The organism is Kosakonia sp. MH5 (assembly GCF_009935945.1).
GTDB lineage: Bacteria > Pseudomonadota > Gammaproteobacteria > Enterobacterales > Enterobacteriaceae > Kosakonia > Kosakonia radicincitans.
Genome location: NZ_QODH01000005.1, coordinates 254,478 through 279,107, shown reverse-complemented (window position 1 = coordinate 279,107; position 24,630 = coordinate 254,478). Strand labels below are relative to the sequence as shown.

General features: G+C 55.8%; 24 protein-coding genes. 13 read left to right on the top strand and 11 right to left on the bottom strand.

Annotated elements, in window-relative coordinates:
* Positions 1-52: 52 nt before the first annotated feature.
* The 4 genes from DK872_RS15825 to DK872_RS15810 form a co-directional block, all read right to left on the bottom strand.
* Positions 53-928, bottom strand: coding sequence for a manganese catalase family protein (locus tag DK872_RS15825; protein WP_007371784.1), 876 nt, complete (start codon positions 926-928; stop codon positions 53-55).
* Positions 929-949: 21 nt separating this feature from the next.
* Positions 950-1,456 (bottom strand): ferritin-like domain-containing protein, encoded by a 507-nt coding sequence (locus tag DK872_RS15820; protein ID WP_035888556.1) that lies wholly within the window; start codon positions 1,454-1,456, stop codon positions 950-952.
* A 78-nt stretch (positions 1,457-1,534) separates the two neighbouring features.
* Positions 1,535-2,029 (bottom strand): ferritin-like domain-containing protein, encoded by a 495-nt coding sequence (locus DK872_RS15815; RefSeq protein ID WP_007371786.1) that lies wholly within the window; start codon positions 2,027-2,029, stop codon positions 1,535-1,537.
* A gap of 98 nt (positions 2,030-2,127) precedes the next feature.
* The gene (locus DK872_RS15810; protein WP_035888553.1) at positions 2,128-2,310 is read right to left on the bottom strand and encodes a general stress protein; all 183 of its coding nucleotides are present in this window, start codon (positions 2,308-2,310) and stop codon (positions 2,128-2,130) included.
* Positions 2,311-3,094: 784 nt separating this feature from the next.
* On the opposite strand from DK872_RS15810, the gene DK872_RS15805 reads away from it, so the two are divergent.
* Positions 3,095-3,421 carry a four-helix bundle copper-binding protein gene (locus DK872_RS15805; RefSeq protein WP_035888551.1) on the top strand — a complete coding sequence of 109 codons (327 nt, stop codon included), beginning with the start codon at positions 3,095-3,097 and terminating at the stop codon, positions 3,419-3,421.
* A 36-nt stretch (positions 3,422-3,457) separates the two neighbouring features.
* On the opposite strand, the gene DK872_RS15800 is transcribed toward DK872_RS15805, so the two are convergent.
* The gene (locus DK872_RS15800) at positions 3,458-5,848 is read right to left on the bottom strand and encodes a phosphoketolase (RefSeq protein WP_161518521.1); all 2,391 of its coding nucleotides are present in this window, start codon (positions 5,846-5,848) and stop codon (positions 3,458-3,460) included.
* 159 nt (positions 5,849-6,007) lie between these two features.
* Between DK872_RS15800 and DK872_RS15795 the strand changes: the two genes are divergently transcribed.
* From DK872_RS15795 to DK872_RS15780, 4 genes are all read left to right on the top strand, one after another.
* Entirely contained in the window at positions 6,008-6,331 is a 324-nt protein-coding gene (locus DK872_RS15795) for a hypothetical protein (RefSeq protein WP_007371791.1), read from the top strand.
* 82 nt (positions 6,332-6,413) lie between these two features.
* Entirely contained in the window at positions 6,414-6,914 is a 501-nt protein-coding gene (locus tag DK872_RS15790; protein ID WP_007371792.1) for a hypothetical protein, read from the top strand.
* A 9-nt stretch (positions 6,915-6,923) separates the two neighbouring features.
* Entirely contained in the window at positions 6,924-7,370 is a 447-nt protein-coding gene (locus DK872_RS15785; RefSeq protein ID WP_007371793.1) for a DUF421 domain-containing protein, read from the top strand.
* A 158-nt stretch (positions 7,371-7,528) separates the two neighbouring features.
* Positions 7,529-8,314: a DUF3750 domain-containing protein gene (locus DK872_RS15780; RefSeq protein ID WP_007371794.1), complete on the top strand. Its 786-nt coding sequence runs from the start codon at positions 7,529-7,531 to the stop codon at positions 8,312-8,314.
* A gap of 64 nt (positions 8,315-8,378) precedes the next feature.
* On the opposite strand, the gene DK872_RS15775 is transcribed toward DK872_RS15780, so the two are convergent.
* The gene (locus DK872_RS15775) at positions 8,379-9,335 is read right to left on the bottom strand and encodes a zinc-binding alcohol dehydrogenase family protein (RefSeq protein ID WP_161518520.1); all 957 of its coding nucleotides are present in this window, start codon (positions 9,333-9,335) and stop codon (positions 8,379-8,381) included.
* 284 nt (positions 9,336-9,619) lie between these two features.
* Here DK872_RS15775 and atzF point away from each other — a divergent pair, with 284 nt between their 5' ends.
* The 8 genes from atzF to urtE all read left to right on the top strand — a co-directional run bounded on the left by atzF (position 9,620) and on the right by urtE (position 21,305).
* Entirely contained in the window at positions 9,620-11,422 is a 1,803-nt protein-coding gene (gene atzF / locus DK872_RS15770; RefSeq protein WP_161518519.1) for an allophanate hydrolase, read from the top strand.
* A complete protein-coding gene (gene uca / locus DK872_RS15765) occupies positions 11,415-15,029 on the top strand; it encodes an urea carboxylase (RefSeq protein ID WP_161518518.1) in 3,615 nt (1,204 codons plus the stop codon). Before atzF ends, uca begins: the two co-directional genes overlap by 8 nt.
* A gap of 9 nt (positions 15,030-15,038) precedes the next feature.
* On the top strand, positions 15,039-15,740 hold the full coding sequence (locus DK872_RS15760) for a GntR family transcriptional regulator (RefSeq protein WP_035888544.1): 702 nt from the start codon (positions 15,039-15,041) through the stop codon (positions 15,738-15,740).
* Positions 15,741-15,805: 65 nt separating this feature from the next.
* Complete coding sequence (urtA, locus tag DK872_RS15755; RefSeq protein WP_071920910.1) at positions 15,806-17,077, top strand: urea ABC transporter substrate-binding protein; 1,272 nt, start codon at positions 15,806-15,808, stop codon at positions 17,075-17,077.
* A gap of 93 nt (positions 17,078-17,170) precedes the next feature.
* Complete coding sequence (gene urtB, locus DK872_RS15750) at positions 17,171-18,745, top strand: urea ABC transporter permease subunit UrtB (RefSeq protein WP_161518517.1); 1,575 nt, start codon at positions 17,171-17,173, stop codon at positions 18,743-18,745.
* Complete coding sequence (urtC, locus tag DK872_RS15745) at positions 18,745-19,821, top strand: urea ABC transporter permease subunit UrtC (protein WP_007371802.1); 1,077 nt, start codon at positions 18,745-18,747, stop codon at positions 19,819-19,821. Before urtB ends, urtC begins: the two co-directional genes overlap by 1 nt.
* The gene (gene urtD / locus DK872_RS15740) at positions 19,814-20,605 is read left to right on the top strand and encodes an urea ABC transporter ATP-binding protein UrtD (RefSeq protein ID WP_035888540.1); all 792 of its coding nucleotides are present in this window, start codon (positions 19,814-19,816) and stop codon (positions 20,603-20,605) included. The genes urtC and urtD overlap by 8 nt, the downstream gene beginning before the upstream one ends.
* A 1-nt stretch (position 20,606) precedes the next feature.
* The gene (urtE, locus tag DK872_RS15735; protein WP_035888539.1) at positions 20,607-21,305 is read left to right on the top strand and encodes an urea ABC transporter ATP-binding subunit UrtE; all 699 of its coding nucleotides are present in this window, start codon (positions 20,607-20,609) and stop codon (positions 21,303-21,305) included.
* Between the two features lie 46 nt (positions 21,306-21,351).
* On the opposite strand, the gene DK872_RS15730 is transcribed toward urtE, so the two are convergent.
* The 5 genes from DK872_RS15730 to DK872_RS15710 form a co-directional block, all read right to left on the bottom strand.
* Positions 21,352-22,008 (bottom strand): hypothetical protein, encoded by a 657-nt coding sequence (locus DK872_RS15730; RefSeq protein ID WP_071920908.1) that lies wholly within the window; start codon positions 22,006-22,008, stop codon positions 21,352-21,354.
* Positions 22,009-22,098: 90 nt separating this feature from the next.
* A complete protein-coding gene (locus DK872_RS15725; RefSeq protein ID WP_007371806.1) occupies positions 22,099-22,716 on the bottom strand; it encodes a hypothetical protein in 618 nt (205 codons plus the stop codon).
* Positions 22,717-22,766: 50 nt separating this feature from the next.
* On the bottom strand, positions 22,767-23,249 hold the full coding sequence (locus tag DK872_RS15720; protein WP_035888537.1) for a hypothetical protein: 483 nt from the start codon (positions 23,247-23,249) through the stop codon (positions 22,767-22,769).
* 483 nt (positions 23,250-23,732) lie between these two features.
* Complete coding sequence (locus DK872_RS15715) at positions 23,733-24,128, bottom strand: VOC family protein (RefSeq protein WP_107146690.1); 396 nt, start codon at positions 24,126-24,128, stop codon at positions 23,733-23,735.
* Positions 24,129-24,181: 53 nt separating this feature from the next.
* A complete protein-coding gene (locus DK872_RS15710; RefSeq protein WP_072439875.1) occupies positions 24,182-24,580 on the bottom strand; it encodes a VOC family protein in 399 nt (132 codons plus the stop codon).
* Positions 24,581-24,630: the final 50 nt, after the last annotated feature.

The window sequence follows — 24,630 nt, the reverse complement described above, 5'->3', positions numbered from 1 at the left end:
AAAAAAAACACCCCTAAGCTAAGGGGTGAATACGACAGGTTATCAGTAAGTATTATTTCTCTTGCGGCTCTCCGCTACCCAGCTCTGCACCGGTCAGCGGATCAACGCCGGGATCGGATTGCGTACGCTTCGCCATCGCTTTCACCAGCGCGCGCTGTTTATCGTTGAGTTGTACCGTGGCGAGGCCATCGCCGCCATCCACGGCAGGTTGCGGATCGGCCACGTAGTCGAAGTTCTCGTCGCTGTTCCAGCTTCCGCGCGGATCGTCGCCCTCGGACATGTTGTAGTACACATTGCTGTACTGTTCGATGGGCGGCAATTTACCTGGCGGAAAGTTATTACGGATGGAATAGAGCGCTTTCTCGAAGGAGAGCTGATGCGCCGCTTCTCGCGTCATCAGGAAACTCAGCGCATCTTTAACACCCGGATCGTCCGTGACATTAATCAGCCGCTCGTAAATAATTTTCGCGCGCGCTTCCGCCGCAATATTGGAGCGCATATCCGCCGTGACTTCGCCAATGGTATCAATATAAGCCGCCGTCCACGGCACGCCACCGGAATTCGTCAGGGCAGGGCCGCCGCCATATAACAGCGAGGTAATATGGCTGTCATTGCCATTGGCGGTTAAAGAGCGATAAAGTTCCGCCTCTTTTTCTGTCCCTTCGGCCAGTTCGCCTTTCGCGCCTTTATTCAGCATGCCGACCAGAGTTCCAATAATTTCCAGATGGCTTAATTCTTCGGTGGCAATATCCATCAACATCTCTTTGCGGCCCACATCGTCATCACCCAGACCCTGAGTGAAATAACGGCAGGCGGCCGCCAGCTCGCCTTGCGGGCCGCCGAACTGTTCCAGTAAGAGGTTCGCCAGCCCTGGGTTTGGCTCGCTGACGCGTACGGTGTACTGTAGTTGTTTTACGTGTCGAAACATAAATTCTCCTGATGCTTTAGTTTATTTTTTAGCTTCCACACCGGCAGCGGCATCGCGAAGTAAAAATTGTTCGGTAACGTCGGGTAAATGATTAAACGCCCATTCAGCCATCGCTTTCTCTTCGGCAAGAATTTGTTTGAAAATATCGATGCTGGCAATATCACCGACTTTTTCTGCCGCCGTAATTAATGACGTATAACAGGCAATTTCAAATTGCTCGAATACGTAGCTGCTAATTGAGCCTTTGACAACTTCATCAGAAGCAAACATGCCTCCAACGGCCTGACCCATCGCGCTCATTTTACTGGTGGCATCTTTCATTAATGAGCGATTAATATTGTTGCGATCGAGAACCTCTTCCAGAAGTTTAATTTGCCCTTTAGTTTCAGTTAAGTGCTGCTCAATTCTTGCACGCAGGTCGGGATAATTATCGATGCGGCTGCTCATTGCGCTAAGCATCGATTCCGCTTGTTTTTCCATGGCGTGCGCGTCGCGTAGCCAGTCATGATAATTTTCTTGCGGCGTCATAGTACATTCCTCTTTTTTGGGGCTGTCTCATTGACCCTGAAGAATAATATTATCAGGGATGACATCTGCTGGCGGTTATTAGCTTCCAGCTTTTTGATTAATATTTGAAGTGGCTATTTTGGTAAGTAATGTATCGGTGGTTTTTTCTTCTTCTAAGGTTTCAGCAAGTAATTGCTGTGCCTTTTTCAGACCTAACTGACTGGCGAGGGTACAAAGCGTGCCGTAAGAGGCAATTTCGTAATGTTCGACTTTTTGTGCTGCTGCAATCAGCCCGGCATCGCGTACGCTGCCTTTTTCCGTGGCTTCAATGACTTCATTAGCTTCATCGATCAACCCTTCCATGGCGTGACATTTCATACGCTTAAGCTTGATATTTGGCTCAGCTTCTACCAACTGATCGAGGCGCTCAATCTGCCCCTGGGTTTCTTCATAGTGCTTTTTGAAAGCTTCAGACAGCTCGCTGCTTGAAGATTCGCGCGCCAGTTTGGAGAGTGCGCGGGTCAGTTGCTTTTCCGCGCTGTAAATATCAGAGAGCGAATGAATAAATAGATCAGTAACGGAATTAATCTGCATAGTGAATTACCTTTCATGCAAGAGAAAATAATGGCGAGCCATTTTGACTCGCCGTAAAATACTAATAACTAAATTGCTTGAAGCGAGGTGGTAAAAAATCACTCACCAGATTTACGGCCGCCGCCATGGCTATTTTGACCGCCTTTTTTCCCGGCTTCAGATGCACGCTGCGGATCATTTTTAAAATTACCGCCGCTATGTTGACCACCTTTACGACCTGCTTCGGATGCTTTTTCACGATCTTCTGCGAAATTTCCAGAACCGCCACGATGTTCAGCCATGTTATTTCTCCAATTTCGTTGGTTAAAATAAAACGACATATTTTGCATCTCAATGTCGTCGGTGTTCGTGATTAAAGTTAGTCGCTATCGATAATTAGTCAAACCGAAGCGGGAAAAATTGCTTTGTTGAAAAATTAGTCACTGAGTTTATATTCCAGATTTGTTGTATCGGTCATATATCTTTGCAGATAAAGAAGTTATAGCTTGTTTTTATAGATATTGAATAATAACCATAGTTACAAAATGCCTGAAATGACGGAAAAATAGCCGAAATACTGACTTTTGTTTACTCATCTGCATTATCCTGAAATGCAGGTACATAAGTTTTATTAATCATTTTAAGACAAATCTTACAGGGGAGAGAGAGGAAGCGGTGAGGTGTGGTGCAGTTAACTTCTTTTGCTGCCGGGAAGAAGAGTTGAACCTTTAGCAGCAATAAAAAAACCTTCAGGAACAGGAAATCCGGACCGATCCTGAAGGCATGCAAATGCATATTCGCTACCAGGATTAGTCTGCTAACAATTAAGAAAAGCGCCCTCAGAATAGTCCTGGTTAAGTTGTATCGTCAATGAATGTTACTATTTCATAGCGTGAATAATCATTTGGTTTAATTTTTAATGAATTGATTTTAAATGTTTTTTATTTATTTTTAGTGCCTGATGTTTCTGACGGAAAATATTTCCGCTGTCGCTGAATGCTATTTTTCTGTACAGATCAATTAATAATTCGCGTAAATGCAGCCTTCGTTCACACTTAATACCTTCGACAACAGAAGGAGGAATTTATGCAAACCGAACATAAAACCTGTAGCGATGCCTGCTATCAATGTGCCATTGCCTGTGAGCATTGCGCCGCGAGTTGTCTCAATGAAGAGGACATGGCAATGATGCGCGATTGCATCAAGCTGGATCTCCAGTGCGCGGCGCTCTGTCGGCTGGTGGGGCAGTTTATGGCGCTGGAGAATGCTTACCTGCAGCCGCTGTGCCGGGTGTGCGTGGATGTCTGCAAATCCTGCGCTGAAGAGTGCAGCAAGCACCCGCATGATCACTGCCAGCAGTGCGCGCAGGCGTGTCGAACCTGCGCGCAAGCCTGCCTGCAAATGGCCGCCTGATGCGGGCATAAGCGCGGCGGCGTTGCCCCGGTATCACTATTCCGGCGCAGCGTCGCTGCCTTGCTGTGACGGCCATTTCCAGTTTTGCACTTCCGGCAGATCTTCACCGTATTCGCGGACATAACGATGATGGGCGGCGATTTTCTCCTGTAACACATCAAGGATTGCGTCCGCTTTCCCCTGGAGCGATGGCACACGCAATATCGCTTCCTGCGCCAGATGAAAACGATCCAGTTCATTCAGCACGGTCATGTCAAACGGCGTGGTGGTGGTGCCTTCCTCCATAAAGCCACGTACGTGGAAATTGCCGTGGTTATTGCGCAGGTAGGTCAACCGGTGGATCAAACTGGGGTAGCCGTGGAAGGCGAAAACGACTGGTTTATCAACGGTGAAAAGGGCGTCAAACGCCTGCTCGCTCAGGCCATGCGGGTGCTGATCGTGGGTCTGTAAAGCCATTAAATCGACGACGTTCACCACCTGAATGCGCAACGCTGGCAGGAATTCGCGCAGCAGATCGACCGCCGCGAGCGTCTCCATGGTGGGCACGTCACCGGCACAGGCCATCACCACATCCGGCGTTTCACCTTCCTCAACCGTGCCCGCCCAGTACCAGATCCCCATTCCGTCCGCACAGTGCTTCGCTGCGTCATCCAGCGTCAGCCACTGCGGTGCAGGCTGTTTCCCGGCGACAATCACATTGATGCGATCCCAGGTCTTCAGGCAGTGATCCGCCACGCAGAGCAGCGTGTTCGCATCCGGCGGCAGATAAATGCGCACAATATCGGCCTTCTTGTTGGCAACGTGATCGATAAAGCCGGGATCCTGATGGCTATAACCGTTGTGATCCTGGCGCCAGACATGAGACGAGAGCAGGTAATTCAGCGAGGAGATGGGCGCCCGCCACGGCAATTTTCGCGTCACTTTCAGCCACTTGGCATGCTGGTTAAACATCGAATCGACAATATGAATAAACGCTTCGTAGCAGTTAAACAGACCATGCCGCCCGGTGAGCAGATACCCTTCCAGCCAGCCCTGACATTGATGCTCGCTGAGGATCTCCATCACCCGGCCATCGGGCGCAAGCTGTTCATCCCACGGTTTTTGCGCCGCCTGCCACGTGCGGCTGGTGACATCAAACACCTTACTCAGGCGATTAGACGCCGTTTCATCCGGGCCAAAAAGGCGGAAGTTATCCGCATTTTCCTGGAAGATGCCTGCCAGATATGCGCCAAGTGCCGCAGTGGATTCCGCCTCGGTTTCGCCGGGCGAGGTGACTTCTACGGCGTACGATTGCAGTGCCGGTGTCACCAGTTCGCGGCGTAAGCGACCGCCGTTTGCCCACGGCGACGCGCCCATGCGTTTATCACCGGTCGGTGCCAGCGCGCGCAGTTCCGCCTTTAACTGACCGCGTTCATCAAAGAGATCCTCCGGCTGGTAGCTTTGCATCCAGCGTTGCAGGATCTGACGATGGTCATCGTTTTCCCGGCATGAAGAGACCGGCACCTGATGCGCGCGCCAGAAATCTTCCACCTTTTTGCCGTCCACGGTCTGTGGACCGGTCCAGCCTTTCGGGCTACGCAACAGAATGAGCGGCCAGCGCGGTAAGCGCTCTGCTGTCTGATGGCTGCGCGCCTGCTGCTGAAAATCCGCAATGTGGTCAAGGGCGATGTCCAGCGCCTGCGCCATATCGCGATGCATTTGCTCCGGCTCATGGCCGCTGACCAGCAGGGGTTCATACCCGTAGCCGCGAAACAGTTGAAACAGATCTTCATCGCTGGCGCGCCCGAGGATAGTCGGGTTAGCAATCTTGTAACCGTTAAGATGCAAAATTGGCAGCACCGCGCCGTCGCGCGCGGCATTGAGGAATTTAATCCCGTGCCAGCTTGAGGCCAGCGGGCCGGTTTCCGCTTCGCCATCGCCAATCACGCAGGCGGCAATCAGCGACGGGTTATCAAATACCGCGCCAAAGGCATGCGCCAGTGAGTAACCGAGCTCGCCGCCTTCATTAATGGAGCCGGGCGTTTCCGGCGCGGCGTGGCTGGGGATGCCGCCGGGAAAAGAGAACTGGCGGAACAATTTTTTCATCCCCTGCGCATCCTGGCTTACTTGCGGGTAAATCTCGCTGTAGGAGCCTTCAAGCCACGTATTCGCTACCATGCCAGGCCCGCCATGCCCTGGACCGCAGATATAGATCATATCGATATTGCGCTGGCGTATCACGCGGTTGAGATGGGCATAAATAAAGTTAAGGCCGGGCGTGGTTCCCCAGTGCCCCAGCAGGCGCGGCTTGATGTGTTCCGGCTTGAGAGGTTCGCGCAGTAAGGGGTTATCCATCAGGTAAATTTGTCCGACGGAGAGGTAATTCGCGGCCCGCCAGTAGCGATCGATTAGCGGAATGTCATGGTCAGAAAGGGAAGATGCCGTCATGCGTTCTCCTTTTGTATGGTTGCGATGAGGTCAGAAGAGGGAACTCCTGTAAAAGTGGGTTCCCCCTAAGCCTGGCATAGATGTTAAGGAGGGGCGTCGTGACGCGATTTCTGGCCTATGTTGTAAGCTTGATAAATGTTCACCCGGTGGAGAAGGTCAATGGCGAAAACAGTGATGCAGGAATATCTGGTTCTGGGCGGCGAGCACCATGGCGAAGTCTGGCGCGGCGTTTACCCGGCGCTCTGGTTAACGCTGCCGGATAACGATAAACGCGGCGGGCAGTTTTATACGCGCGACAGCGGAGAGAAGATCGAGTTACGCCCGGACGCGCAGCTTTTTATTACCGAATGGAAATCGCCACAGGGTTCGACCTGGCTACTGATTGCCGAAGAAAATTTAACCGAATTTGATGTTGCCGATGAAATTGCCCGTATTTTCCCGCCTTTGCGCCCGCTGGATGGGCCGTCCGACGATTTCGCCTGAATCTGATACTGAAAGCGAGCCAGGCTGCCAGGCTTCTGGATAGTGCTCTTCATCTGTGGAAACCGAAACGGCGAGGAACATAATGAAACACGATGAGACATTGCCCGGCGTGGCTGAAAGGGCCTGGGCGCTGAATTTCGAAGCCGGGTTTCGGCGGGCCGGGGCTTTTGTGTTACTGACGATTATTGTCGCCGCGCTGAGCGGCGTTTTTTCCGGCGGCTATTTTAGCCCGGCAGACAAAAGTAATGCTCAGCAGACGCTGAAAATCCACTATGAACGATTCGGGCGTCTGCAAAACGCCCAGACGCTAAAAATCACCCTGCAAACTCAGGCGGCGAAGAGGTATGTCATCAGCCTTGGTGGCGCATTTAATGAGAATTATCAACACGGCAATGTCTGGCCCCAGCCCGACAGCATGTACAGCCGGGGAGAAACGCTGTATCTGGTTTATAACAACATCACCGGCAGCGGCGCTTTTACGGTGTGGCTGAATACCACGCCGGGCACACCGGGAAAATCGATTAACACCGTCGCCGTTAACGATGAACCGGGCATCCGGTTCTGGCAGTTCATTTATCCGTAGGAGAATAAAATGGAAATGGTGCTGCGGGCGTTGGCGATCTATTTAATCCTGTTACTGGTTTTTAAAGTGGTGGGACGCCGCGCGTTATTAGAGATGACCAGTTTTGACCTGATCCTGCTGTTGATCATCAGCGAGGCCACGCAACAGGCGCTCCTCGGCAACGACTTTTCCGTTACCGGTGCAATGCTGACCATTGTTACGCTGGTAGCGGTCGATATTTTGTTCGGGCTGGTGAAAAAATATCTCTCCGGGGCGGAGTCGGTCATTGATGGTTCGCCGGTTATCCTGGTTGAAAATGGCATTCCTCTTGTCGATAAACTGCAAAAAGTGGATGTCTCTTGTGATGATATTCTGGTCGCAGCGCGACAGAATCAGGGCATTACCGAGTTGAGTAAAATCCGTTATGCCATTCTCGAACGCAACGGGCATATCTCCATTATTCCCGTTGAGGGGTAGACACAATCCTTCTTAATTCTTTCGGGCTTCGCCGCGTTTTGGATTTTTATGCTATTCGGCCTGTTTCCCCGGCCCGCCAGCGCGGCGTGTCTTGCCGGGCAAAAAAACACCAGTACAATGATCAGACGCTGAATTCTCCCTTCTGATAGCAGGCCGCCATGATCGTCATAAAAACCTTTTTCCTGAGCCTGCTGTGCATCACGCTGCTCTCCCTTGCCGTCAGCCTCGCCCAGGCGATGCACCAGCGGGACACGCGCACGCAGCAAGGGTGGTGGGATGCCCGGCGTGATTCAGCCGGTATTGCGCCTGATGCGCGTAAAAATGCCCAACTCGCCATCGTGCAGGTTTATGCCGCACCCACCTGGGGCTGGAAAGGCGCGGTGGCGGTGCATCCGTGGATCATTTTCAAACGCGCCGGTGAAACGCACTATAACCGCTACGAAGTGATTAGCTGGGGCGCAGGCGATAAAGTGCGGCGTAACAGTAATATTCCTGATGGCTACTGGTACGGCGCACAGCCGCGCTTGCTGGTCGATCACCGTGGCCCGCAGGCCGAAGCGATGATCCCGCAGATTGAAGCGGCGATTGCTTCTTACCCGTGGCCGCAGACCTACCACGCCTGGCCTGGGCCAAACAGCAATACGTTTCTCGCACATATCGGGCGCGAAGTCCCGGCGCTGAAGCTGGATCTGCCCGCCAATGCGGTCGGCAAAGATTTCCGCTCGCTGCGCAATCCGATTGGCCTGCCACCCTCCGGCCGCGGCGTGCAGGTCTCCCTGCTCGGTGTTGCGGGCGTAACGCTGGGGGCGGAAGAGGGGTTTGAACTCAATCTACTGGGGCTGAATGTCGGGCTGGGTTTCACGCCGCTGCGCCTGCGTTTGCCGTTTATCGGCGGCCTTGGCAGCAATAATTTGCAGAAAGAGACCGCGGAACGCGCTCAGTGAGCAGGGCGTTCCGCTGCCGCGGTTGAGCTTGTTCTGGCTTAGCGTCAGCCTGCAATAACGGCCTTCAGGGGCGCAGAATAATGCGCCCCAGCACGCGGTTCTCTTCGGCGTAACGGTGGGCTTCCACCACCTCCTGTAGCGCAAACTCGCGATCAATAAGCACCCGTAACGTGCCATCACGCGCCTGCGCCAGCAGCGTGTCGACGGAGGCTCTGGCCTGTTCGTTAGCCAGTTCGCGCCCCCAGAACAGCCCGCTCAGCGTCTGATTGGCCTGCTGTAACGCCGCTAAATCGGCGCGGGTACTGCCCCCAGCGTTACCGGCCAGCACCACCGTTCCGCCTTCACGCAGGCAGGCGAAGGACTGTTCAAGCGTGGAGCCTGCCAGATCCAGCACGCTGTCCACGCCGCGCTGTTGGGTGAGCGTTTGCACCTCGGCCACAATATCCTGCTGGCGGTAATCGAGCGCCACATCAAGACCCAGTTCGTGAAGTTTTGCCACGCGGGCGCTGCCGGAAAGTGTCGCCAGCACGCGCGCGCCGCGCGCTTTCGCCAGTTGAATGGCGGCCACGCCAACGCCGCCCGCACCGCCCTGGATCAGCAGCGTTTCGCCAGCCTGAAGATGAAAACGGGAAGATAGCGCCCAGGCGGCGGTACCAAAGCTAACCGGGATCACGGCGGCGGTCACCATATCCAGTCCATCGGGGATAATCCAGCTCCATGCGGCGGGCACAGCGCGGTATTGGGCATGTGAACCGCTAAGCGCAATGGTGGCAACGCGCTGGCCGGGCTGGCGGTTTTGCACATTTTTACCCACCGCCACAATGGTGCCCGCAGCCGAATAGCCGGGAACAGTGCCCTGCGAAGAAGGGGCGGCGGTGGCGCGATTAATCACATCGCCGCCTTCAAGGGCGATTGCTTCAACCTTAATCAACACCTCATCTGCGCCGCAAATGGGTTGCGGCACATCGATATAGCGCAATACGTCCGGTTTTCCGGGCTGAAAATAGACAGCGGCTTTCATCTTTTCTCCTCGCTATAACGCGAAGGGTTCGCGCAGGTTAATGTTCTGGTCAGGCAAAGAATAGCCGCATACAGCCATAATTGAATATTCTGATGTTGGTTATAGATATCTGTTTTTCCAATAATAATTGCACTGCCATTGCGCGCATATGTTCAGAAAGAGTGCAGGTGGTTTTTGAAAAAACACCCGGCAAATAGCATTTTTGTTTAAAAAACAACATATTGAATTTTTGGCATGCCGCTTGCTGATTGAATTCCATCTTGTATACCAGCAGGAATTCAACGATGGCGTTAATGACAGGAAAAACACTGGCTGCATGGCAGCAGCGCATCCGGCAGGAGAGTGAGTCGGTTTATTCGCTTTTAAAAGCGCATATTGATGCTTTATCCCTTGAGGATAATGCCTGGCTGGTGATCGCCAGCGACGCGCAGTTGCAGGCGCAAATTAATGCGTTACTGCCGCTGTACCGCAATAATCCCGATGCGTTTCCGCTGTTCGGCGTGCCTTTCGCCGTCAAAGACAATGTGGATATGGCGGGCTGGCCGACCACGGCGGCGTGCCCGGCGCTCAAATTTATCGCTGAAAGAGATGCCACCGCCGTTGCCCGGTTGAAAGCGGCCGGGGCGATTGTGATTGGTAAAACCAACCTCGATCAGTTCGCCACCGGGCTGGTCGGCACGCGTTCCCCCTACGGCGCAGTGCCGAACACCTTTGATCCCGCGTATGTCAGCGGCGGCTCCAGTTCGGGGTCGGCTTCCGTAGTGGCACGCGGCCTGGTGCCGTTTGCCTTTGGCACTGACACTGCCGGTTCGGGGCGCGTGCCTGCCGGGTTTAACAATATTGTCGGACTGAAGCCGACCAAAGGCTGGCTCTCCGCAACCGGCGTGCTGCCTGCCTGCCGTCTGAATGACACGCTGTCGGTGTTTGCCCTGACGGTGGAAGATGCGTTTTACATCGCGACGCTGGCGGGCGGCGCAGACAGTGAAGATGCCTACTCACGCGTTAATCCGGCAACGGCACCTGCGGCCATCCCGCAAAACCCGGTTTTCGCCATCCCGGCAGAGCTGCGTTTCTTTGGCGATACGCAGGCTGAAGCCGCCTGGCTGAGCGCGCTGGAGGCATTGCGCACCAGCGGCGCGACGTTGCAGCCGATTGATTTCTCGCCGTTCTACCAGCTTGCCGAGCAGCTTTATCAGGGGCCGTGGGTGGCGGAACGTACCGCCTCTGTCGGCGAGATGCTGCACCATCCGGAGCAGATGGACCCCACGGTGCACACTATTATTTCCGCCGGGTTGAACTACAGCGCGGTGGATGCCTTTAACGCGGAGTACCTGCGTGCAGAGCTGGCGCAAAAAATCCAGCACGCCCTGAGCGAGGTTGATGCGCTGGTAGTACCGACATCGCCCACCATCCGTACGCTGGAAGAGATAAAGCAGGAACCGATTCTCTTCAACTCGCAGTTTGGCACCTACACCAACTTTACCAACCTTGCGGATCTTTGTGCGCTGGCCTTGCCTGCGCCATTTCGCGCCGACGGTTTACCGGCCGGGATCACGCTGATCGCTCCGGCCTGGTATGACCGCGCGCTGGCGGATTTCGGCCTGCGCTGGCAACAGCAACTGGCACTGCCGCTTGGTGCGACCGGCCAGCCATTCACCCCACCAGCGGCGGCATTACCGGTTTCTCAACACCATGTTCGCGTTGCCGTGGTGGGCGCGCATCTGCGCGGCATGCCGCTGAATTTCCAGCTCACCACCCGTGATGCCGCGTTTGTCGAAGCCACCGAAACCGCGCCGTGCTACCGGCTGTATGCGCTGGCAAACACCACACCGCCCAAGCCGGGCATTGCCCGCCAGGCGCAGGGCGCAGCCATTGCGGTGGAGCTATGGGATATCCCACTGGCGCGCTTTGGTGAGTTTGTCGCAGAGATCCCCGCGCCGCTCGGTATCGGTTCGCTGGAGCTGGCCGATGGACGCTGGGTGAAAGGGTTTATCTGCGAACCGGCAGCGCTGCACGATGCCACCGACATTACTGAATTTAAAGGCTGGCGTAACTGGATTGCCCGCCAGGAGAGCAAACATGTTTAACACTGTACTGATTGCCAACCGGGGCGAAATTGCCTGTCGCGCCATCCGCACACTGCAACGCCTGGGTATCAAAAGCGTGGCGGTCTATTCCGACGCGGATAAAAATGCCGAACATGTTAAACAGGCCGATATTGCCGTGGCACTCGGCGGCGAAAAGGCCAGCGACAGTTACCTGCGTATCGACAAAATTATCGCCGCAGCGCAGGAAACGGGCGCGCAGGCTATCTGGCCGGGCTACGGATTTTTGTCGGAAAGCCTGCCGTTTGCCGCCGCCTGCGAACAGGCTGGTATTGTTTTTGTCGGGCCGACTGCACAACAGATTGGCGAGTTTGGGCTGAAACACCGGGCGCGCGAGCTGGCCGCCGAGGCGGGCGTGCCGATGACGCCGGGCACCGGTCTGCTCGACTCGCTGGACGCAGCGCTTGCAGCCGCAGCGAATATTGGCTATCCGGTGATGCTGAAAAGCACGGCGGGCGGCGGCGGTATTGGTCTGACGCGCTGCGCCGATGCGCAGGCGCTCCATGATGCCTGGGAGAGCGTGCGGCGGCTTGGCGAACAGTTTTTTAGCGACGCCGGCGTGTTTGTCGAGCGCTGCATCGATCGCGCGCGGCATATTGAAGTGCAGATCTTTGGCGACGGCAAAGGCAATGTCGTGGCGCTCGGCGAGCGCGACTGCTCATTGCAGCGCCGCAACCAGAAAGTGGTGGAAGAAACCCCGGCGCCGAACCTGCCAGCCACTACCCGTGAAGCGCTGCTCAGCGCGGCGGTGCAGCTTGGCAAACTGGTCAATTACCGCAGCGCGGGCACCGTGGAATTTATCTACGACGCGCAGCGGGATGCGTTCTACTTTCTGGAGGTCAACACCCGTTTGCAGGTGGAGCATCCGGTCACCGAGTGCGTTACCGGGCTGGATCTGGTCGAGTGCATGCTGCGCGTGGCGGCGGATGAAGCGATTGACTGGGCGCGTCTGCAACAGGCACCGCAGGGCGCGGCCATCGAAGTGCGTATCTACGCCGAAAACCCGCTGAAAAACTTCCAGCCCAGCCCCGGCGTTTTAACCGAAGTCGCTTTCCCGCCGGATGTGCGTGTGGATACCGGGGTGACCACCGGCAGTGAAGTGTCGGCATTTTACGACCCGATGATCGCCAAACTGATTGTACAGGGTGCCAGCCGCGAAGAGGCGCTGGCAAAACTGCAGGCTGCGCTCGACACCACTCGCCTGCATGGCATTACCACGAACCTGGATTATCTGCGCCAGATCACCGCCAGCGAAGCCTTCCGTAATGGCAGCATGTGGACGCGGATGCTCGACAGTTTTGAAGCGCACGCGGCGGTGATTGAGGTGCTGCAACCGGGCACCTGGAGCAGCGTTCAGGATTATCCGGGTCGCCTTGGTTACTGGGATATCGGCGTGCCGCCTTCCGGCCCGATGGACGATTTTGCTTTCCGCCTGGCCAACCGCATTGTCGGTAACCACGACGCGGCGGCGGGGCTGGAGTTCACCCTGCAAGGCCCGGTGCTGCAATTTCACAGCGCAGCGGTGATCGCTCTGACCGGGGCGGATTGCCAGGCGACGCTGGATGGCGAAGCGGTGCCATTATGGCAACCGATCACCGTTAACGCCGGACAGATTCTGGCGTATGGGCGCGCGCAGGTCGGCTGCCGCGCGTATCTCGCGGTACGTAACGGCATTGATGTGCCGCAATACCTTGGTAGCCGCTCCACCTTTGCGCTCGGGCAGTTTGGCGGCCACGCCGGACGCACGCTGAAAGTCGCCGATTTGCTGCCGATTTCACGCCCGCAACTGGTCGCCTGCACCACGCCCGCGCCGGTGAGCGAACCCCAGGCGATAAGCCCGTCGCTGATCCCGGAGTATGGCGAACTGTGGCGCATCGGCGTGCTGTACGGGCCGCACGGCGCGCCGGATTTCTTTACCCAGGACGCGATCGACGAGTTCTTCGCCAGCGACTGGCAAGTGCATTACAACTCTAACCGCCTCGGCGTGCGGCTGGTCGGGCCGAAACCAGGCTGGACGCGGCCAAACGGCGGCGAGGCCGGTCTGCACCCCTCTAACGTTCACGACTGCGAATACGCCATCGGCGCGATTAACTTTACCGGCGACTTCCCGGTGATCCTCACCCGCGATGGCCCAAGCCTCGGCGGTTTTGTCTGCCCGGTGACCATCGCTAAAGCAGAGTTGTGGAAAGTCGGGCAGGTCAAACCGGGCGATCGCATCCGCTTCTACCCGATCAGCGTGGAAGAGGCGGTGGCGCGGGAAAAAGCGCAGGAGCGCAGCATTGAGACGCTGCATGCCAGCCATCTGGCGGAATTCGCCACGCCATCCCTTGCCGATCGCGACGGGGTTTCCGCCACCGCGCTGGTGTCGCTGCCCGTTGCTGCTGGCGCGCCTGCGATTGTCTATCGCCAGGCCGGGGATAACTACATTCTGATTGAGTATGGCGACAACGTGCTGGATCTGGCGCTGCGTCTGCGCGTTCACCTGTTGATGGAACAACTGCGCAAACGGGCGCATCCGGGCGTGAAAGAGCTGTCGCCAGGCGTGCGTTCTTTGCAGGTGCGTTATGACAGTCTCGCCATTAGCCAGCAGGAACTGGTGGCGCTGCTGCTGGAGCTGGAGTCGCACATTGGCGATGTCAGCCAGATGAAAGTGCCGTCACGCATTGTGCATCTGCCGATGGCGTTTGAAGACAGCGCCACGCTGGATGCGGTCAGCCGCTACAAAGACACGGTGCGTGCGACAGCACCATGGTTGCCCAACAACGTGGACTTTATTCAGCGCATCAACGGCCTGGCGAGCCGCGAAGCGGTGAAGGCGACGATTTTTGACGCCAGCTATCTGATCCTGGGCCTTGGCGATGTCTATCTCGGCGCGCCCTGCGCGGTGCCGATTGATCCACGCCATCGTCTGCTGAGTTCCAAATATAACCCGGCGCGCACCTTTACCGCCGAAGGCACCGTCGGGATCGGCGGGATGTACATGTGCATCTACGGCATGGATTCCCCCGGCGGCTATCAACTGGTGGGCCGCACGCTGCCTATCTGGAACAAGTTCCTCAAAAACGCGCAATTTGCCGCCAACGAGCCGTGGCTGCTGCACTTCTTCGACCAGGTGCGTTTCTACCCGGTAAGTGAAGCGGAACTCACCCAGTTGCGTGACGATTTCCGCGAAGGCCGCGCCACCATCCGCATTGAAGAGACGGTGTTTGATTTCCCGCAGCATTTGCAGTTCCTGCGTGATAACGCCGCCGACATTGCCGAATTCCGCACCCGCCAGGCGGAAGCCTTCGAAGCGGAAGTGGAGCGCTGGCAACTGGACGATCAGGCCAGCGTAGCGGAAAGCCTGCCGCCGGAAGTGATTGCCGAAGATGACGACGCATTGCCGGTATGCGCCGATATGAGCGGCAACATCTGGAAAGTGCTGGTTAATCCCGGCGATGCGGTGACAGAAGGCCAGCCGCTGGTGATCGTCGAAGCGATGAAGATGGAGCTGGCCATCAACGCGCCGCAGAGCGGCAAGGTTAAACGCATAGCCTGCCAGCCGGGGCGTCCGGTCAGCCCCGGCGACACGCTGCTGTGGCTGGAATAAGGGAGACGGATGATGAGCGAAAAGGGCAGTAAAAAACGCGCCGTCGGTCTGGCGGAGCGCATTTATCACGAACTGAAAAACGACATCTTTGATTTTCGCTTAATGCCGGGCGCGCATTTCAGCGAAAACGAGATTTCCGAGCGGATGTCCGCCAGCCGTACCCCGGTACGGCAGGCGCTGTTCTGGCTTGAACATGAAGGGTATGTGCAGGTTTACTCGCGCAGCGGCTGGCAGGTGAAACCTTTTGATTTCAATTATTTCGAGGCGCTGTACGACTTTCGTATCGTGCTGGAAAGGGAAGCGGTGCGTCGCCTGTGTGGCATGCCGCCGGGCATCTGTTCAGAACATCTGGCGCCGCTGGTCAGCTTCTGGATCGACGCGCCGCGCATGGAGCCGAGCAAAGCGTTATCGCTGCAGGATGAGCAATTTCACACCACGCTGGTACGCGCCAGCGGCAACAGTGAAATGGTACGGGTACATGTGGAGTTGACCGAAAAGATGCGCATCATTCGCCATCTTGATTTCACCCGCAATGACCGTGTGGATGCGACCTACAACGAACATGCCCGTGTTTTACAGGCGATCCTGAAACAGCAAACCGAGGAGGCGCAGCGCATTCTGACCGAGCACATTTCTCAGAGCAAAGCCGAGGTCAGGAAAATCACCTTACACATGCTCCAGCAGGCAAGTTTACAACCCGTTTCACCGTAGCCGTGGTTCCGCCCCGTCGTCCGGCGGGGAATTTTAATCACTCAATATCATTTAGGGGTTTTGTAATGAAAAGACGTTCTTTACTGAAAGCTTTTGCCCTGTCAGCCACTTTTTTGAGCATGGGCTTGTCGTTACAGGCATACGCAGCAGACACCATCAAAGTGGGGATCATGCACTCTCTCTCCGGCACCATGGCCATTTCAGAAACGCCGTTGAAAGACATGGCGCTGATGACCATTGATGAAATTAACGCCAAAGGCGGCGTGCTGGGTAAAAAGCTGGAGCCGGTGGTGGTCGATCCCGCCTCTAACTGGCCGCTGTTTGCAGAAAAAGCGCGTCAACTGTTGACCCAGGATAAAGCCGCGGTGGTTTTTGGCTGCTGGACCTCGGTTTCGCGCAAATCGGTGCTGCCAGTGTTTGAAGAGCTGAACGGCCTGCTGTTCTACCCGGTGCAATATGAAGGGGAAGAGATGTCGCCGAACGTGTTCTACACCGGCGCGGCGCCAAACCAGCAGGCGATCCCGGCGGTGGAATACATGATGAGTGAAGACGGCGGCAGCGCAAAACGCTTCTTCCTGCTCGGCACCGACTATGTCTACCCGCGCACCACCAACAAAATTCTGCGCGCCTTCCTGCACTCCAAAGGCGTACAGGATAAAGACATTGAAGAAGTCTATACCCCGTTTGGTTACAGCGATTACCAGACTATCGTTGCCAATATCAAGAAATTCTCCGCAGGCGGCAAAACGGCTGTGATTTCCACCATCAACGGTGACTCCAACGTGCCGTTCTATAAAGAGCTGGCGAACCAGGGCATCAAAGCGACCGATGTGCCGGTGGTGGCCTTCTCGGTCGGCGAAGAGGAACTGCGCGGTATCGACACCAAACCGCTGGTCGGCCATCTGGCGGCGTGGAACTACTTTGAGTCGGTCAGCAACCCGGTGAACACCAAATTTGTGGCGGATTACCGTGCCTATGCCAAAGCGCACAAACTGCCGAACGCCGATACCGTAGTGACCAACGATCCAATGGAAGCGACCTATGTCGGCATCCATATGTGGGTGCAGGCGGTTGAGAAAGCGGGAACCACCGACGTGGATAAAGTCCGTGCGGCGATGGCAGGCCAGACCTTTGCCGCGCCAAGTGGCTTTACGTTGACCATGGATGCCACCAACCACCACTTACACAAACCAGTGATGATTGGCGAAATCGAAGAGAACGGTCAGTTCAACGTGGTGTGGAATACCGATAAGCCGATCCGCGCCCAGCCGTGGAGCCCGTACATTGCAGGCAACGATAAAAAACCGGATTACCCGGTAAAAACCGGCGGTAAATAAGCCCGTGCGGTACGTGTCAGGGGCAGGCGTACTGCCCCTGGCAGTGGTTGAATGTTCCGGCCTGGCCGGATAACCATCAAAAGACGCTGACACATGAAAATATTCCCGGCTTTGGGCTTTCTCCTTTTCGGCTGCCTGCTGATGACCGCGACGGCGCAGGCCGGGCCTGCCGCTGATTATGGCAAGGCCAGCCGCACGCAGCAGGCGCAACTGCTTCAGCAGTGGTCTGCCGCGCCGGAGGCATCGCGCTTGCCGTTGTTGCAGGCGCTGAATGACGAAACGGTGGTCACCGATGCGAATGGTCAACTCTTCAGCGAGCAGAACGGCAAACTAACGGCGCTGGAAGGCGACGCAGCGCCTGCGGGTGCGACGAAAAAAGTGTTTATGAATAACCGCATTCGCGGCCTGGTGGCCAGCGCGCTGGCCACGCACCAACTGGTCAGCCCGGACGACAACGTCCGCCTGCGTGCGGCATTGACGTTGCAAAACAGCGCGCAGGCCGATCAACTGCCGTTTCTCAGCGCACGGCTGGCGGCGGAAAAAAACGACGGCGTACATACTGCGCTCGCCATTGCGGTGGCGAACCTGCAACTTGCTGATAGCCACGCCGAACGGCGTTTGCAGGCGGTGAAACTATTGGGCGAAGCCAGCGATCCGCAGGTGCAGGCCAGCCTGCAACGTCTGACGCAGCCGCAAAATGAGCCGGACTCCGGGGTGCGTGAAGCCGCCGCTGACAGCCTGAAGCAGGTACAGCAACGCCTGAGATGGGGCGACTGGCTCGGACAAGCGTTCAGCGGGATTTCGCTCGGATCGATCCTGCTGCTGGCGGCGCTGGGGCTGGCGATCACTTACGGTTTGCTCGGCGTGATTAATATGGCGCACGGCGAAATGTTGATGCTGGGCGCGTACTCCACCTGGCTGGTGCAGGATCTGTTTCAACGCTTTGCCCCCGACTGGCTGGCGATTTACCCGCTGGTGGCGCTGCCGGTGGCATTTTTTATCACCGCCATCATTGGCATGCTGCTGGAGCGCACCATTATTCGTCATCTCTACGGACGGCCGCTGGAAACCCTGCTCGCCACCTGGGGAATTAGCCTGATGCTGATTCAACTGGTGCGCGTACTGTTTGGCACGCAGAACCTGGAAGTCGCCAACCCGGCGTGGCTCTCCGGCGGCTGGTCGGTACTGCCGAACCTAGTGCTGCCCTGGAACCGTATCGCGGTGATTGTGTTTGTTATCGGCGTGCTGATCCTCACCTGGCTGCTGCTGAACAAAACCCGCCTCGGCATGAACGTGCGGGCGGTGACGCAAAACCGCCGCATGGCGGATTGCTGCGGTGTACCGACCGGGCGCGTCGATATGCTGGCTTTCGGTTTAGGTTCCGGTATTGCCGGGTTGGGCGGGGTGGCGCTGTCGCAACTTGGTAACGTCGGCCCGGAACTGGGACAGGGCTACATTATTGACTCTTTCCTCGTGGTGGTAACCGGCGGCGTCGGACAACTGGCGGGCACGGTCGTGGCGGCGCTGGGCCTCGGCGTGCTGAACAAAGTCCTTGAGCCGCAAATCGGCGCGGTGCTGGGCAAGATCGCGATCCTGGTATTGATCGTGCTGTTTATTCAGAAACGACCGCAAGGGTTGTTTGCATTCAAAGGGCGGGTAATTGACTGATGAGCCAACCTATTACGTTAACTATCGCCCGACGCGCGCCGCGCCTGACCTGCATGCTCGCTTCACTGCTGCTGGCCGCGTTGCTGATCCTGCCCTTTTTCGCGCTGCTTCCGGCGGAAAATCCGCTGGCGATTTCCACCTATACGCTGACGCTGATTGGCAAAATTCTCTGCTACGCCATTGTCGCGGTGGCGCTGGATCTGGTGTGGGGCTACGCGGGGCTGCTGTCGCTGGGGCACGGGTTGTTTTTCGCCCTCGGCGGTTATGCGATGGGAATGTATCTGATGCGCCAGGCCGCCGGTGACGGGCTGCCGGCGTTTATGTCGTTTCTCTCGTGGACGGAATTACCGTGGTTCTGGGCCGGAACGCAGTACTTTGCCTGGGCGCTGTGCCTGGTGATCCTGGTGCCGGGCCTGCTGGCGCTGGTGTTCGGCTATTTCGCCTTTCGCTCGCGTATTAAAGATGTCTACTTCTCGATCATGACCCAGGCGCTGACCTACGCCGGGATGCTGCTGTTTTTTCGCAACGAAACCGGCTTTGGCGGCAACAACGGCTTTACCGGTTTTACCACGCTGCTCGGCTTTCCAGTATCGGCAACCGGTACGCGCATCGCGCTGTTTGTGGCAACGGTGCTGCTGCTGGCAGGATCGCTAGCGATTGGCGTGATGCTGACGCGCAGCAAGTTTGGCCGGGTGCTCACTGCCGTGCGCGACGCGGAAAACCGGCTGATGTTCTGCGGCTACGATCCGAAAGGCTACAAGCTTTTCGTCTGGACGCTCTCCGCCGTGCTGTGCGGGCTGGCGGGCGCGCTGTATGTGCCGCAGGTGGGGATTATCAACCCCAGTGAAATGTCGCCGACCAACTCGATTGAAGCGGCGATTTGGGTGGCGCTCGGCGGGCGCGGTTCGCTGATTGGGCCGATCCTCGGTGCCGGGATCGTGAACGGCGCGAAGAGCTGGTTTACCGTTGCTTTCCCGGATGTGTGGCTCTTTTTCCTTGGGTTGATGTTTATTCTTGTGACGCTGTTCCTGCCGCGCGGCGTGATTGGCCTGCTCAAACGGAGGAAGCATGACTGATTCCCTTTTTACCCAGCCGCAGTTGCAGGACCGCTACCGCGAAACTACCGATCCGGTGCTGCAACTGGAAAAAATCAACGTCACCTTTGATTCGTTTCGCGCATTGACGGATTTGTCACTGTCGATTGGCGTGGGGGAACTGCGCTGCGTGATCGGGCCAAATGGCGCAGGCAAAACCACGCTGATGGATATCATTACCGGTAAAACACGGCCGGACAGCGGCACGATAACCTACGATCAGAATATCGATCTTACCGGGATGTCGCCGGTGGACATTAGCCGTGCGGGCATTGGGCGTAAGTTCCAGAAACCCACGGTGTTTGAAGCGTTAAGCGTGACGGAAAACCTCGAAATTGCGCTGAAAATGGATAAGTCGGTGTGGACCAGCCTGCGCGCCAGGCTCAGCGGCGAGCAGCGGGATCGCATTGATGAAGTGCTGCTGTTGTTGCGGCTGACCGAGCATCGACATCGCCCGTCCGGGCTGCTTTCCCACGGGCAAAAACAGTTTCTGGAAATTGGCATGCTGCTGGTTCAGGAACCGCATTTGCTGTTGCTGGATGAGCCCGCCGCCGGTCTGACGGATGCCGAAACGGATTATATTGCCGAGCTGTTTCGCACGCTGGCGGGCAAACACTCGCTGATGGTGGTGGAGCATGATATGGGCTTTGTCGAAACCATTGCCGACTATGTGACCGTGCTGCATCAGGGGCAAGTGCTGGCAGAAGGTTCGCTGCGCGAAGTACAGGCCAACGAGCAGGTTATCGACGTTTATCTGGGGCGCTAATATGTTGCAGGTGAAAGAGTTAAACCAGTATTACGGCGGCAGCCACATTTTGCGTGGCTTGTCGTTCGAGACCACGCCGGGTGAAATTACCTGCCTGCTGGGGCGCAATGGTGTGGGAAAAACCACGCTGCTGAAGTGCCTGATGGGGCTGATCCCGGCGAAATCCGGCACGGTTCACTGGCAGGGCAAACTGATCAATAACAGCAAGCCGCACCAGCGGGTGCAGCAGGGGATCGCCTACGTTCCGCAGGGGCGGGAGATTTTCCCCCGTCTGACCGTCGAAGAGAATCTGCTGATGGGGCTGTCGCGCTTTTCGGGACGCCAGGCGAAAACTGTTCCCGACGAGATTTACGATCTCTTCCCGGTGCTGCGCGAGATGAAGCAGCGGCGGGGCGGCGATCTCTCCGGCGGGCAACAGCAGCAGCTTGCCATCGGGCGGGCGCTGGCCTGCAAGCCACAGTTGTTGATCCTCGACGAGCCGACGGAAGGTATTCAGCCCTCGGTTATCAAGGAGATTGGCGCGGTGATCCGCAGCCTGGCGAATCGCGGCGATATGGCCATTCTGCTGGTGGAGCAGTTTTACGATTTTGCCGCCGAGCTGGCCGATCAGTATCTGGTGATGTCGCGCGGCACCATTATCCAGCGCGGGCGCGGCGATGAGATGGAAGCGCAGGGCGTCAGGCAACTGGTGGCGATTTAAAGGGTAGGCGTTCCTGCCGGTTATTCCGTCGGCAGGAACGGTTTACTCAGACTTTGACCAGCTTCAGCCGCTGGTTCTGCCCCTGGAGCTGGATATAGCGTTCGAAAAGGTGGTGTTCCACATGCTGGCCGCCATTCAACTGGGCGAGAAAATATTCTGCGTCCGCTTTAGTGGCGAAGTTTTCATGTCGCCAGTCACCTTCAAGGTTGTACAGCAGGCCAAAAGCTTCGCTGCACGGTAGCCGTATCTGGAATGTGGCTGCCAGCTCGCCCTGCATATAGCCGGTGAGCTGAAGCATTGCCGTTTCGCTGTGATAAAACGCGATACCGTCCCGGGCTTTGTTGTTATGCCACTGGCACTCGGGCATTAAATAACAGCTCCCGCCGACAGGCACATTTCCGTCGCTGGAGGGCGTCATATGACCGCCGACGGAAAAATCGGGATGGCTGGTGCCAACCGGAACGGCGTTGGTAATATAGCAAGGGCTGCCTGACGGAATGCCTTTCGCAATGAGTAAATCCTTCCAGCTTTTATCTTTATATCCCGGCACTCTTTTGGGATCCGCTGTACTGCCATCAACGTTATAAAGTGTGCCGCTAATATTGACGACACTGGCACCGGTAGAGGTAATGACTTCATCCTCATTGCTCACCAACTGGAGAAATTCATTAATTTTCTGCCTGTCATATTGTTCTTTGTCCATTTTCATTCCCCTTCTGAAAGGAATTATAAAGAGGGAAGGGCGTGAGGGATAAAATAATGGCCTCACACCTTTCCCCGCTGTTGTTAACGCTTAACTGTTGCTGGCGACAACCCAGCTATTATTTCTTTGCAGCGTCACATCAAGTTCATAACTGCCCATCGGGAACGTTAATTGCTGCGCATTGCTGATATCGCTGATCTGAATAACCTGGCCGGGGATATAATTACCATAAGTGATCCAGTACGTCGGCGTAACAGAAAATACCAGATCCATATTCGGCTGCGCCGGCTGGACAAATGTTCCTGCGCCCGACATGGCGATCCCGACTGCGGCGCTATTAACGGGGTTAATACTTTCATGGCCGGTAATAAATAATGTGCCATTACGCCCGCCATTATTCAGCCCGGTAAAATTGTAAGCGCCGTTGCTGTACATCAGCGTGATATTATTATTGCCGGAGGGATCGCACGGAACGCTTTGCGATGCTGTGAACACGCTGCCCACATTCAGCGGCCCTGAATCATCCCAGACAAAGCTGTAGTCAATTCCCCACTCGAAAGAGAGCAACGTGCCGGGAAAGGCCGATTTTGTCAGCCAGGCCAATGACATAATATTCGGATTACTGATGTCCGGTAATGACTGATAGATACAGAAAGAGCCAAAAATCGTTGAATTATTGGTAACATTGACAGTGTATTGCTGAGACATAATATCCACCTTGTTTATTGAGTGAAAATAACGTGATGACAACTGCCTGCTTACAGATAGGTATTTCGTGATTTTATGAGCCTTATACTCCTCATGGTGACGCCAAACGTTTTCACTAACGATTTTGGTGAAACCTGGTCCTGCATCGCTATCTGCATGGCCGCACGACGAATAGCCACAAATACGCCCCATGCCGATGGCATTTCGATGTTCCCGGCAGAATCCGCATATTTGCATAACCGGGAATACTGTTTTTTGGGAATGTCAATCTCGTATAATTTATAAAATTTTGATGCATCCTTGGGGATATATATTTTTCGCCCGCCATGATGAGAAATGAGCTGAAAAAGGGATTTAAACCCGCAGGTACCTGCAATCTCTGAAGCCGCCCATGGCATCGCAGATAAAACATGTTCCTTATGCTGTTCGCAGAACTGCACTAACTCCCTTTCGTTTTCAGAGCTTATAGCTGGCAAGCCGGAAAATAGCAAAGGATAATCCTGTAATAAAACATCGTGTATTGTATTATTCACATTTACCTCATGCCGATGGCCTTATTCCGTAAGGGCTACCACAGTTGTGAGATAAAGTATTAACCGCGAATATCCATGGCAGCACGGAGGAAGTGTTCCCCCGCAAAGCGCGTGGGTACAACAAGAGTAGTTGCACGATTACCCGATATATAATATGTGCGTGCTGAAAACGTTTATCGCGAATGCGCACACCGCGTAATGTATTACACGAGGGCTGTGGATTGCTGCGTGAATGAAGGCGAGAGGCGCGCAGTGATGAAGGGCGCGGCGTTATTAATTCGGAATTATCATGCGAAAAAGTCGCCGTTCGATATTAACCGATCTGCCTCTCGCGTTCATTTTTGCAAGGCAACGATCAATATCGTGACGCTTTTTAAGCAAAGGGGAAGTCAATGCGCTTTTCGAACGCTGGAATGCGCATTGGGGGAATATGCCAGCGCGAATGGCACCGATTTTGGGCTGGCGGGGGATAACCGACCGCATTCAGGGCGTTGTCTGGCACACAACTTCGATATTATTGCCATCAGGATCAAAAACATAGGCTGCGTAGTACGACTCATGGTAGTGGCAACGTATTCCGGGAGAACCGTTGCTTTTCCCACCAGCCTGTAATGCAGCCTCCCAGAATTTATCCACTGTAGAACGGTCTTGAGCGGTGAACGCGATATGTACTGCTGCACCCGGTTTGTCATTATCATGCAGCCACAGGCGTGGATAGTGCCCTGGGCCGAGCCCGTAACGTAAACCTCCCGTACGCGTCTGGCTCTGCGCGACGGCGATGATGAGCCGGAATTTCAGCGGCGCGAGTGCTTGTTCGTAGAAATACCGGGATATAGTGGCATCGTTGACGGCTATTTCAATGTGATCAATAACGGACACGGTTCTCTCCTGCGCGTGTAAAAGGGGGAATAAGTCGCCTGCCGCGCCACCCATTATGCGTGCTGCCAACTTTTGTAGACAAATTCGAGGCTGTAGCCATCGGGATCGCGAACCTGCGCGGCGTAATAGCGCGGGTCATAGTGATGTTGTGCGCCAGGCGGGTGGATCTCCGTCGCCCCGGCAGCCAGCGCTTCAACCCAGGCCTGGTTAACCTGCGCCTGAGAGTTGGCAACAAAACCGACATGGACAGCGCCGGGGGAGGGCTCACCCTGGCGTAACCAGAAAAACATACGGCCATTCGCACCAAAGCCCTTCAGGTCGGGATGGCCCTGCGGGCCCTCTTTTCCGTCATAATCATGGCGAAGGTTAATGTCCAGAACAGGGAGTACCCTTTCATAAAAGTCTACCGATCGCGCGATGTCGCTGACGGTAATAAACAGATGATCCAGCATGCTGTGCTCCTGTTGTCAGATGATATAACTGCCCACAACCTGAAGGCGAT

What these genes read in the sequence shown, in the direction of transcription:
- DK872_RS15825 (WP_007371784.1), bottom strand. Translation starts at nt 928, where the DNA reads ATGTTTCGACACGTAAAACAACTACAGTACACCGTACGCGTCAGCGAG.
- DK872_RS15820 (WP_035888556.1), bottom strand. Translation starts at nt 1,456, where the DNA reads ATGACGCCGCAAGAAAATTATCATGACTGGCTACGCGACGCGCACGCC.
- DK872_RS15815 (WP_007371786.1), bottom strand. Translation starts at nt 2,029, where the DNA reads ATGCAGATTAATTCCGTTACTGATCTATTTATTCATTCGCTCTCTGAT.
- DK872_RS15810 (WP_035888553.1), bottom strand. Translation starts at nt 2,310, where the DNA reads ATGGCTGAACATCGTGGCGGTTCTGGAAATTTCGCAGAAGATCGTGAA.
- DK872_RS15805 (WP_035888551.1), top strand. Translation starts at nt 3,095, where the DNA reads ATGCAAACCGAACATAAAACCTGTAGCGATGCCTGCTATCAATGTGCC.
- DK872_RS15800 (WP_161518521.1), bottom strand. Translation starts at nt 5,848, where the DNA reads ATGACGGCATCTTCCCTTTCTGACCATGACATTCCGCTAATCGATCGC.
- DK872_RS15795 (WP_007371791.1), top strand. Translation starts at nt 6,008, where the DNA reads ATGGCGAAAACAGTGATGCAGGAATATCTGGTTCTGGGCGGCGAGCAC.
- DK872_RS15790 (WP_007371792.1), top strand. Translation starts at nt 6,414, where the DNA reads ATGAAACACGATGAGACATTGCCCGGCGTGGCTGAAAGGGCCTGGGCG.
- DK872_RS15785 (WP_007371793.1), top strand. Translation starts at nt 6,924, where the DNA reads ATGGAAATGGTGCTGCGGGCGTTGGCGATCTATTTAATCCTGTTACTG.
- DK872_RS15780 (WP_007371794.1), top strand. Translation starts at nt 7,529, where the DNA reads ATGATCGTCATAAAAACCTTTTTCCTGAGCCTGCTGTGCATCACGCTG.
- DK872_RS15775 (WP_161518520.1), bottom strand. Translation starts at nt 9,335, where the DNA reads ATGAAAGCCGCTGTCTATTTTCAGCCCGGAAAACCGGACGTATTGCGC.
- atzF (WP_161518519.1), top strand. Translation starts at nt 9,620, where the DNA reads ATGGCGTTAATGACAGGAAAAACACTGGCTGCATGGCAGCAGCGCATC.
- uca (WP_161518518.1), top strand. Translation starts at nt 11,415, where the DNA reads ATGTTTAACACTGTACTGATTGCCAACCGGGGCGAAATTGCCTGTCGC.
- DK872_RS15760 (WP_035888544.1), top strand. Translation starts at nt 15,039, where the DNA reads ATGATGAGCGAAAAGGGCAGTAAAAAACGCGCCGTCGGTCTGGCGGAG.
- urtA (WP_071920910.1), top strand. Translation starts at nt 15,806, where the DNA reads ATGAAAAGACGTTCTTTACTGAAAGCTTTTGCCCTGTCAGCCACTTTT.
- urtB (WP_161518517.1), top strand. Translation starts at nt 17,171, where the DNA reads ATGAAAATATTCCCGGCTTTGGGCTTTCTCCTTTTCGGCTGCCTGCTG.
- urtC (WP_007371802.1), top strand. Translation starts at nt 18,745, where the DNA reads ATGAGCCAACCTATTACGTTAACTATCGCCCGACGCGCGCCGCGCCTG.
- urtD (WP_035888540.1), top strand. Translation starts at nt 19,814, where the DNA reads ATGACTGATTCCCTTTTTACCCAGCCGCAGTTGCAGGACCGCTACCGC.
- urtE (WP_035888539.1), top strand. Translation starts at nt 20,607, where the DNA reads ATGTTGCAGGTGAAAGAGTTAAACCAGTATTACGGCGGCAGCCACATT.
- DK872_RS15730 (WP_071920908.1), bottom strand. Translation starts at nt 22,008, where the DNA reads ATGGACAAAGAACAATATGACAGGCAGAAAATTAATGAATTTCTCCAG.
- DK872_RS15725 (WP_007371806.1), bottom strand. Translation starts at nt 22,716, where the DNA reads ATGTCTCAGCAATACACTGTCAATGTTACCAATAATTCAACGATTTTT.
- DK872_RS15710 (WP_072439875.1), bottom strand. Translation starts at nt 24,580, where the DNA reads ATGCTGGATCATCTGTTTATTACCGTCAGCGACATCGCGCGATCGGTA.